Consider the following 9,607-nt stretch of genomic DNA (forward strand, 5'->3'; position numbering starts at 1 on the left):
GTTCTAGGATACTTGTCTTTCACCTACATGGCTGTTAAGTTGTCAAGGTTCAGTCTTTTGAACTTTCATCCTTGCGGCTAATCCTTCAAACCTAGACCTAAAATGTTAGGTTCTGGCTGATTTCTAGCCAACGAATCGCACTGATGGAAGCGTACCATTTATTGTTCTTCCAGATCATTGTGCAAGTGGTGGGTGTTCCCCAATTCCGAGCCTTGCCTCGCATCTGAATTTTGCCCAGCTTTGAGATTTCTAGATGTCCGTTTCCCCCATTCGTATGTGCTTTCCATCCAGCAGTACCAGGATAAGTCCAACCTCTGTAATAGCGAGATGATTTGAATCTTGGATACTTGTCCAAACCTTGGAAGAAGCGCTGGAAGCCATAGTCAACACGCTTCACTGTTGCTTGCAGAGCTTGGGAACCCAGCTCTTTATAGTCGGGAAAATTCTCCTTGAATTTAGGTAAAGCATTCTGCTGGTCGAAATAACCGATGGAGCGACCTTCACACTGATATGTTGTCTTCCTTTCGGCAAGACAGGCATTAAACAAGTCTTTATGAAGCCGACGCCAATAATGCAGCTTGGCTTCTTGAGACTTGTTCGGATATAAGCGAAAGGTGACTCTACGTGTTACTATCATGCTTGCCATAATACCATTCACGTAATACCAAATGCAACCGACTCTCAGAAAGAGTTCTCATGCTGTGTACTGCATTCACCTACATATTGTGCTTGTTACCAAGTACAGACGCAAGGTCATTACTTCAGAAATACTCCAAAGACTAGAGCAGATTATCTCTGAACTTTGTCAGGAGCAGAAGAATGTACTGGTTGAATTCAATGGAGAGAGTGACCATGTTCATTTATTGGTCAACCTCTCCCCTGATAACCATATTGCGGAGTTTGTAAAGATTATAAAATCTACATCAAGTAGATTAATTCGCAAAGAATTTGCTGAGCATGTCAGCAAGTTTTACCGTAAGCCAGTTTTCTGGTCTAGTTCCTACTTTGTGAACTCCAGTGGTGGAGTATCTCTAGATGTCCTCAAGAACTATATCAAAAAGCAAGATAGCCCCAAACCCGCTACATCCTGACTGTGCTTTCATCCCCACACTCCGCTACGCTGCGTATGGGGACTTCCCGCACAGAAGAGTTAAAGTTAATTGGACGATTGCCGCCCGGTGAGAATCACTCAGAATTAAACAGTAGTGTGTCACTCCCCGTTTCCCTGCTGGATGCGATCGCACCTCAGAGCATGAACGGATGCGATCGCCTGGGGCTTTCCTGCTTTTCCCGATCCCTCCGATTTGGAAGCCAAGTTTGTGAAGTCCTTAAGCTGGCGTTCAACTCGTGCCAGATCGAATCCTTGCTCGGTAATGCATACTGAATTGACAATCACAAAACCCTCTTTTTCAGATGGCGGAAACTCTTGTAGCGCTTGGAACAACTCCTCAATTACAATTTCCGGTACCTGACGGAGACGTTGCTTGTTCCAAGCTTTGCACAGAGAAAGCGGTGTTTGCAAGTGCCATGCCATCCACTGCACAGAATCATCCCTAACCCGATTCAAAAGAGATTTTCGCCACTCTGGTTTGGCATTAGTGGCATCGTAAATGACAGGTTGCCCTGCTTGCAATGCTTCTTGGATTTGGGACAGAATTTTTTCTTCAATCAGCGACCAATCCCCCTGGATACTTTCATCACCGAATAGAAGAGTGCGAATCGCATCGCTAGAGACAATCCTCGCGGTGGGGATGAGTTCAATGAGTTGGCTGGCAAAGGTGGACTTGCCGGAACCAGGGGGGCCAATCAGAAAGTGACTGATAATCATGCAAAACAGAACTTTTGTACTACTAACCTAGTCTGAATTGGACAACGATTTACATTGCGATCGCCTACGGCACTGCGCTTTGCTCAATCGCTGAAGCGCTGAGTTGGACGCTGATTCTGCCAGTAAGGCGAATAAGCTGAACCACCGCATCCGAAAAGCGATCGCTTCCTGGTGTAGATACTGAATAGCTGTTCCCTACAGGAGGTTGAAGTGAGTCTGACCCAAGACATTGCACCCCAGCAGCAACGAGCCTTGGAAATTTTAGAGCGTTTGAAGCCACTTTACGCCACCGAACCCTGTCCCCTCAATTACCAAACCCCCGTGCAACTGCTTCTAGCTGTAATCATGGCAGCGCAATGCACCGACGAGCGCGTCAACTCCGTCACTACCGAACTGTTTCGCCGCTTTCCTGACGCCGCAGCCATTGCCGAAGCTGACTCCAATGAGATAGAAGCTATTGTGCGCCCTTTATCATTCTTCCGCAACAAAACAAAAAATATTCAAGCCACCTGTCGCATGTTGGTCGAGCAATTCGGGGGTCAAGTCCCCCAAAACATCGATGAACTCGTTAAACTCCCAGGAGTCGCCCGCAAGACTGCTACAATGGTGCTGCATTACGCTTATGGTATTGATGCAGGTGTTACAGTTGATACTCATGTCAAAAGGCTGAGCCAGCTTTTAGGATTTTCTCAACAAAAGGATTTAGAACGCATTGAAAAAGATTTGATGCAACTATTGCCCCAGTCAGAGTGGGGGCATTGTTTTGTGATCCTCACCTATCATGGTCGAGCTGTTTGCAATGCCAAAAAGCCCGCTTGTTCGAGCTGTCTCGTGGCTGGCTTATGCCCTAGTGCATCACAGTTTTAACGTCATTGATCTCAGTAGAAGGTTGAAGGTTAGAAGGTTAAAGGTTAAGCTAACCATCCTCTAAGACAGCAGGTTGCAAGAGTAGGGATTTTTTGTGGGATGGGCATCCTTGCCTGTCCGAGCCATGCATGTTAAATACACAACGGCTTATAACCTTCAACTTGCTAACTTTCAACCTACCAAGCTATAACCTATTCCCTATCTCGGTCATGTCAGACATTAACCAGTTGATTGCTCAAGTTTACGCTGAAGCCAAACGTGAATCTTTTCCGATCGATGAACCTGTTTATCAAGCAGCTGGATTAGACCCAAAAATGCCCATTCTCTATGGAGGCAATTTAGAAAGTCAGTTGTGCTTTTTTGCCCGTGACTTAGGCAAAGATGAAGTCCTTGTTCAACAACCCCTCTATGGTGCAGCCGGTCGGCTTGTTCGACAAGGTCTCTACCGTGTCCTGTTTCAGAAAGAACCAAGCAGTAACACAGACTTATTGGGAGTTCTCGATCGCGTCCTACTCACAAACACCGTTCCCTACAAGCCACCGGGTAACAAAGCCTACTCAGAAGCGGTCAAGAAGCGATTTCGCCCCTTTCTAGAACGCCTGCTGGTATTCCACTGGCAAGGGAGTCGCATCATCACCCTAGGCAACGAAGCCTTTAAATGGTTTTCGCCTTACGCCCCCAAAGGCGCAGCGGCTAAGTTTTTTGAAGGAAGCGATCGCTACACCTCCAACCTTCCCATCACCCTAACTGCCCAAGATGAGCAAGGCAAGCGACACGAACGTCCACTGACGCTTTTACCACTGCCCCACCCCTCGCCGCTTAACCAACAATACTACGCACAATTTCCCCAATTGCTTCAGCAGCGTCTAACGTCCATCTTCTCTTAAGATAGCTTTAAGTGGAATGGCGCTGACTTTAAGATGTTTGTAGTAGCGATTGAGCGCCAGAAAGCACGCTTTGTGCAACTACGAACTGATGTTATGTCAGTGCCATTCACTTTAAGTACCTCCTTCTCAAGGAGGGTTCAGATGTAGATGTAGAACACAAAATGAACAAACCTTTAGATACGACCCTTTCTTTAGAAATTGCTAATAACATCAAAAGCAAAGCTAAAGAGAGTTTTAATAATGCTTTCCTAGCCACAAAACTATTGAAGGAATCAATGTATGTACAAGGCTTTTTAGCAACGACTGGCAAGCCGTATAAACCAATTGAACACTGTTGGCTTGAGCTTGAGGATCGCATTGTTGATCCAACGCTGCCACACTTAAACAGGACAGAGCAAGAACTCTACTACTTTCCAGTACAACGCCTTAGTATTAAGCAACTTCTAGCAGCTGTTGAAGAAGCCAAAGAAGATTATCCAGATGATCCGCCCCTTCCTGTGTATGGAGATGCACCTTACGAATATTACGGTGACGTAATGTTAGGCGGTCATGACTATCAGGCTGCCTACAAAGATGCTTTGGCGAAGTGTAAAGAGTTGAATCGACCCAAGAGCAATGAGATGAATTAGTATTCATTTCATGTCCATTCTTATGTATATTGCATCATTTCATAAGCATCACAATACTGAAAATTGAGCCAGAATCCCCCTCATCTGATAAATTTGCGATCGCATGGCAGATACCCCTAGCCCCCCTTCAACTTAAAAAGGGGGGAACAAATGGAGGATTTAAAGTCCCCCTTGTTAAGGGGGATTGAGGGGGATCTTCGTAAGTGTTGCACTATTTTAGGAAATTGCAAGCCTAATATTATCAATTTGGCAAGCCCACAGATGATGAGTGAGGTGTTAATTCTAACTCGGTATTATTAATACTTAATTGTTTCTGACTATTTACCCGAATTAAATCTTCAATATCCTGCGATATCGTTGCGCAAATCTCGTCTAATGGCAAATCGTTAGCATCATCTCCAAACGGATTTTCAATTTCTGTTCCAATTTCTTCAACACCTAGCAATACAAAACTTAGAATGACGACGATTGGACTAGTCCACCAATGCAACGTATTAACGACTTGGAAGGGGAGAGAAATACAATAAATCAGCAACAATCGCTTGAGGTAAATGGCATACGCTAAGGGAATTGGAGTGGATAAAATTCGTTCACAGGTGGTTAACGACCCTAACATATCATTGACTAAACCGTTCATGGCGGTCAGCTGATTCACACTGACTAATTTCCGGTTATACTGTTGTTGCAGGTAATCCCCGACCCAAACAGCTAGTTGTAGAGACGTTGATTTAACCGCTTTAAGATGGAGCAATTGCTCTTGTGTAATCAGTACTTCTAACTCACTGTTGATGGGCTGTTGCCGTAGTTGCAATTTAATCGCGATCGCACAAGCCACCAAGAGCCGTAAAGCAGACACTTTGCCTTCTCTATCTTTCGGTTCAGCTTCAGCGATCGCCACCCAAATCAGATGGCCTAAACTCCGAATAGACGCTGTTATCGTTCCCCAACCTTTACGTCCTTCCCAATAGCTAGCATAGGCGCTATTGGTACGAAAAACCAGTAATAAACCTAAGACCAGGTTGTAGGAGACATTGGTAATAAGAATATCAAATCCCTTCCAGGATACGGAGAATCCAAAATAATCAAACAGAGAAACTACAACCCCCAATCCTCCACACAACAGGATACCAGGAAAAATCTTAGAGGCAACTGAGCCTCGCCATTGTAAAGCTAATTGCATCCAATTTGCTCGATCAACAGTCATGCAATCCCCTATAATTTTGACTCAATTCATTAATCAGTACGGCTAAGGTTCACGTATCTCGAAATCAAAAGGGGCTCATGGAACGCAAAAATCAGGGGTATATAACGCGCCGTCGCTTTCTACTTCGCTCAGTTATAACAGGCGGGAGTCTGATTGCGGCAGAGGCTTTCTCAAAATCGGGACTGGCACAGGTCAAGGCACCAGCCATTATCACCTCAGATAAGATGCGTCCCACTATACCTTATGGTGTTGCGAGTGGCGACATTACGAGTGGCAGTGCGATGATTTGGAGTCGATGCGATCGCGCTGCTAAGATGATAGTCGAGTATGACACCAGCGAGTCGTTCCGTAACCCGAAGCATATCCTTGGGCCAGCCGCCTTGGAAACCAGCGATTATACAGCACGTATTAACCTTGCCAATCTGCCGCCCAGCCAACAAATATACTACCGAGTCACGTTTCAAGACTTAGCCGATACGAATATCTATAGCGCCCCCGTTATCGGGACTTTCCGCACACCTTCTGCCAAAAAGCGCGATATCCTGTTTGCTTGGTCGGGAGACACGGCTGGACAAGGTTGGGGAATTAACCCGGAGTGGGGTGGGATGAAAATTTATGAAGCGATAAGGCGGTTAAATCCCGACTTCTTCATCCACTCTGGAGATACTATCTATGGGGATAACCCGATTCAAGCAGAAGTAAAGCTGGATGACGGCAGTATCTGGAAAAACCTCACCACCCCAGAAAAGTCAAAAGTAGCGGAAACACTTGCTGAGTTTCGCGGCAATTTCATCTATAACCTGCTGGATGAAAATGTCCGCCGCTTTAACGCCCAAGTGCCTCAACTTGTGCAGTGGGACGACCATGAAACTCACAATAACTGGTTCCCCGGTCAGATGCTAATGGACGATGACCGTTACAAGGTAAAAAGTGTCTCACTGCTTGCGGCGCGAGCGAAGCAAGCATTCCTAGAATATACTCCCATGCGCTTAGATTGCAACGATTCCGAGCGCATTTACCGTTCGTTCAATCATGGCCCTTCCCTGGATATTTTTATGCTCGATATGCGAACTTACCGGGGGCCGAATACACCCAACCGTCAGACAGTGGCGAGTGCAGAAACAGACTTTTTGGGCAATGCTCAAGTACGGTGGTTAAAAAATAAATTGCAAAACTCAAAAGCCACTTGGAAGGTGATTGGCAGTGATATGCCTATCGGACTAGTGGTTCGAGATGGCAAGAGTAACTTTGAGAACCTTGCTAATGGAGATGGCCCACCTTTGGGACGGGAACTCGAATTTGCGGATTTATTGCGCTTTATCCAACAAAACAATATTCGCAATGTCGTCTGGCTTACAGCTGATGTGCATTATGCTGCCGCACACTATTACGACCCAGGAAAAGCACAGTTTACTGATTTTAAACCCTTCTGGGAGTTCGTGGCTGGCCCACTTCATGCAGGAACCTTTGGGCCAAGTGTTCTTGATAATACCTTTGGCCCTCAAGTCAAGTTTCAAAGCATACCGCCAAACCTTAAGCAAAATCGTCCTCCCACTGAAGGATTTCAGTTCTTTGGTACGGTGAAAATTGATGGTGATACTGAAGTGATGACCGTAGCGTTACACAATCTAGAAGGTAAAAAGCTCTATAGCGTAGAGTTACCACCAGAAGTTTAGAGTAAGTACGCAGATAGAGTAATTTTAGGCGATCGCACTCTCGTTGGCTTTCTCACAAAGCAGACCTATCATGTGCCTAACGCAGCTTGGTATCGCATTTGTTGGAGACAGCTAGGGCGAAGTAATAATCGCTACTGGACAGTGTGCGTTACTGAGGATGGTATCCACTCCATGACCAAAGAAAACTCGACCCGTGACCATACGCATATTGCTACCCAAAATAATCAGGTCAATCCCCTCAGCCTGGGCAAATTTGAGAATTTCCCGCGATGGAGAGCTTCCTTTCAAAATACGGATATTGACCTCGGCTCCGAGGAGGCGTCCAATTTCAGCTTGCTGTTCAACCAAATTCTGAGCAATTTCCCGAAATGGATGCAGCGATCGCTCCTCATATAGAATGTACTCCAGATGAGGTAGATTAATCACATTCACGATCGTGACTAATGCCCCAGTCTGTGCAGCGATCGTACTGGCGATCTCCACCGCATTCTTGCTATAGTCCGTCCCCACTGTTGGAACCAGAATATGTCTGAGGGGTTGCTGGGCAATCGTGCAAGACTCTCCCTGAGGTTGAGAGAGGTGGGACTTCACAACCATCGTTGCACAGGGAGCCTCCTGTACAATCCGGTCAACCAGCATATTGAAAAGAGCCTTGTTAGAACCTTTTTGCTCAGTCGCTCCCAGCACAATCAAGTCATAGCCTTTATTGGCTTCTTGGAGAATGACCTTAGCTTTATTCTGCCCAGATTCCACCTTAGTCTGTAGGGTCGTGCCAGTCGGTAGCTGCATCTCCTGGGCTACGGCACTAAAGGCTTCCTCAGCTGTGGTCTCCTTAACGAGGGTTGCAGCTTGACGGGCTTTGCGCACGGGCTGTTTGTCACTGTGGGCATACAGCGCCGTCACTTCTATCGGGTTCTGGTGAGCCATGTGGCTCACTAACTGAGCCGCCAGCTGCACGTTTGTTCCTCCCCGAGTTGGCATCAAGACGCGGTGAATTTTCTTAATAAAGCTACGGCTTGAGAGTTCTTCTTGTGCTAGACGGTTAGCTTCCTCTTCACTCATGACCACGTTTGATAGGGTCCAACGTAAAAGAGGCGGTGCGATGAGTGAGGTGACAATCGCGACCATCACAATGATTGAATACATTTGTGGATTGAGTACCCCTAGGGATAAACCAATAGTGGCAACGATAATTTCCATTGCTCCGCGTGCATTCATCCCTGAACCCATCGCCAAAGCTTCCCAATGGCTCAAACCCCCTAAACGAGAACCGATGTAAGCTCCCGTAAATTTGCCCACGCAGGCGACGGCGAGGACAATCAAGCCAAAGATGAACGTTTGGGGTACCAGCAGTTTGAGCAAGTCAACTTTCAATCCAGCACTGGCAAAGAAGATGGGCGCTAAAAAGCCTGCGGTGATCATTTCTAGAGTATGTCCAGCCTCACGGCTAAAGCGTCGGGATTGACCCGCCAAAATCCCAAACACAAAAGCACCCAAAGCGGCTTCGAGTCCCAACTCATGGGTAAGCGAGGCGGCGAACAGCGAGAGGATGAGTAGAACGGATAAACTTGCCGTTGACCCCCCAATCGAGTCATCTACCCACCGCAAAATCTGGTCTACAACAGTACGCCCAATCGTGAAGGCAATAGCCAAAAACAACACAGCAGACCCAACCGAAGTTAGAACCGTAGTGAAGTTAAATTTTCCGCTGCTAGCCAAACCCGACACCACAGACAGTAAAATCCAGCCGATGGTGTCGTCAGTCATCCCAGCCGCCAAGGTCACTTGACCAATATCACGGCGAATCAGATTTAAGTCCATGAGTACCTTAGCAATCACAGGTACTGCTGAGATGCTCATCGCGGTGGCAATAAACAAACTGAATACCAATCGCTTCGTTGGATCACTTAAAAAACTCTCTGGTAACAACCAGCCCAGACCAAATCCTGTGACAAAGGGTACAACAATCCCGCCTAGTGAAATCAATAGAGCCGTCTTACCCTTACGGATAATCAGGTTGAGGTCTGTCTCCAGCCCAGTCACAATGAGCAAAAACAGCACTCCTAACCACGAAACGACAGACAGAAGATTGGACTGTTCTTGGCTTTTCGGAAATATTTGTGTGTACAACGCTGGGAAGAGCCAGCCAAATAGGGAAGGACCCAGCAGTACACCTGCCAGCAATTCCCCAACAACAGGTGGTAGATCGATCCGGCGCATCAACTCACCCAATCCCCGTGCCACAAGGAGCAGCAACGACAGTTGTATCAGCACCAACAGCAGCTCGTGATGACCCAGAGGCTTGATAAGACTATCGCCTACCGCTTTCTGAGCCGCGATTACAGGTAGAAGCATTGAGGGAAGGATTTGCATAGAGGCATCCAGAGATTGGGTTATGAATTTTTTTGAAGAGGTTGTTTCAGATGAAGCTTTTTATGGTTCACCTTTACCTCAGTTAAAAGATGGTTTTGCACAAGAGGTTAGTTCTCTACATGTATCGTCCTTCGTTCTTAGCA

General features: G+C 46.5%; 9 protein-coding genes. 5 read left to right on the plus strand and 4 right to left on the minus strand.

Annotated elements, in window-relative coordinates; translation table 11 throughout:
- Positions 1 to 97: 97 nt before the first annotated feature.
- Positions 98 to 637 (minus strand): transposase, encoded by a 540-nt coding sequence (locus V6C93_RS31565; protein WP_333480638.1) that lies wholly within the window; start codon positions 635 to 637, stop codon positions 98 to 100.
- 31 nt (positions 638 to 668) lie between these two features.
- Here V6C93_RS31565 and tnpA point away from each other — a divergent pair, with 31 nt between their 5' ends.
- Complete coding sequence (tnpA, locus tag V6C93_RS31570; RefSeq protein ID WP_333480639.1) at positions 669 to 1,091, plus strand: IS200/IS605 family transposase; 423 nt, start codon at positions 669 to 671, stop codon at positions 1,089 to 1,091.
- A gap of 119 nt (positions 1,092 to 1,210) precedes the next feature.
- Here tnpA and V6C93_RS31575 read toward each other — a convergent pair whose 3' ends face one another.
- The gene (locus tag V6C93_RS31575) at positions 1,211 to 1,828 is read right to left on the minus strand and encodes an ATP-binding protein (RefSeq protein WP_333480640.1); all 618 of its coding nucleotides are present in this window, start codon (positions 1,826 to 1,828) and stop codon (positions 1,211 to 1,213) included.
- A gap of 210 nt (positions 1,829 to 2,038) precedes the next feature.
- On the opposite strand from V6C93_RS31575, the gene nth reads away from it, so the two are divergent.
- From nth to V6C93_RS31590, 3 genes are all read left to right on the plus strand, one after another.
- The gene (gene nth, locus V6C93_RS31580; protein ID WP_333480641.1) at positions 2,039 to 2,695 is read left to right on the plus strand and encodes an endonuclease III; all 657 of its coding nucleotides are present in this window, start codon (positions 2,039 to 2,041) and stop codon (positions 2,693 to 2,695) included.
- A 209-nt stretch (positions 2,696 to 2,904) separates the two neighbouring features.
- Complete coding sequence (locus tag V6C93_RS31585; protein WP_333480642.1) at positions 2,905 to 3,582, plus strand: uracil-DNA glycosylase family protein; 678 nt, start codon at positions 2,905 to 2,907, stop codon at positions 3,580 to 3,582.
- A gap of 161 nt (positions 3,583 to 3,743) precedes the next feature.
- Entirely contained in the window at positions 3,744 to 4,211 is a 468-nt protein-coding gene (locus V6C93_RS31590; protein WP_333480643.1) for a hypothetical protein, read from the plus strand.
- A gap of 241 nt (positions 4,212 to 4,452) precedes the next feature.
- Here V6C93_RS31590 and V6C93_RS31595 read toward each other — a convergent pair whose 3' ends face one another.
- A complete protein-coding gene (locus V6C93_RS31595; RefSeq protein ID WP_333480644.1) occupies positions 4,453 to 5,391 on the minus strand; it encodes a bestrophin family protein in 939 nt (312 codons plus the stop codon).
- Between the two features lie 101 nt (positions 5,392 to 5,492).
- On the opposite strand from V6C93_RS31595, the gene V6C93_RS31600 reads away from it, so the two are divergent.
- Positions 5,493 to 7,091 carry an alkaline phosphatase D family protein gene (locus tag V6C93_RS31600; protein WP_333480645.1) on the plus strand — a complete coding sequence of 533 codons (1,599 nt, stop codon included), beginning with the start codon at positions 5,493 to 5,495 and terminating at the stop codon, positions 7,089 to 7,091.
- 111 nt (positions 7,092 to 7,202) lie between these two features.
- Here V6C93_RS31600 and V6C93_RS31605 read toward each other — a convergent pair whose 3' ends face one another.
- A complete protein-coding gene (locus tag V6C93_RS31605) occupies positions 7,203 to 9,464 on the minus strand; it encodes a cation:proton antiporter (protein ID WP_333480646.1) in 2,262 nt (753 codons plus the stop codon).
- Positions 9,465 to 9,607 lie beyond the last annotated feature (143 nt).

This window comes from Allocoleopsis sp. (assembly GCF_036703385.1).
In the GTDB taxonomy this organism is placed as follows: domain Bacteria; phylum Cyanobacteriota; class Cyanobacteriia; order Cyanobacteriales; family Coleofasciculaceae; genus Allocoleopsis.

What these genes read in the sequence shown, in the direction of transcription:
- V6C93_RS31595 (WP_333480644.1), bottom strand. Translation starts at nt 5,391, where the DNA reads ATGCAATTAGCTTTACAATGGCGAGGCTCAGTTGCCTCTAAGATTTTT.
- V6C93_RS31575 (WP_333480640.1), bottom strand. Translation starts at nt 1,828, where the DNA reads ATGATTATCAGTCACTTTCTGATTGGCCCCCCTGGTTCCGGCAAGTCC.
- V6C93_RS31565 (WP_333480638.1), bottom strand. Translation starts at nt 637, where the DNA reads ATGATAGTAACACGTAGAGTCACCTTTCGCTTATATCCGAACAAGTCT.
- V6C93_RS31605 (WP_333480646.1), bottom strand. Translation starts at nt 9,464, where the DNA reads ATGCAAATCCTTCCCTCAATGCTTCTACCTGTAATCGCGGCTCAGAAA.
- tnpA (WP_333480639.1), top strand. Translation starts at nt 669, where the DNA reads ATGCAACCGACTCTCAGAAAGAGTTCTCATGCTGTGTACTGCATTCAC.
- V6C93_RS31600 (WP_333480645.1), top strand. Translation starts at nt 5,493, where the DNA reads ATGGAACGCAAAAATCAGGGGTATATAACGCGCCGTCGCTTTCTACTT.
- V6C93_RS31585 (WP_333480642.1), top strand. Translation starts at nt 2,905, where the DNA reads ATGTCAGACATTAACCAGTTGATTGCTCAAGTTTACGCTGAAGCCAAA.
- V6C93_RS31590 (WP_333480643.1), top strand. Translation starts at nt 3,744, where the DNA reads ATGAACAAACCTTTAGATACGACCCTTTCTTTAGAAATTGCTAATAAC.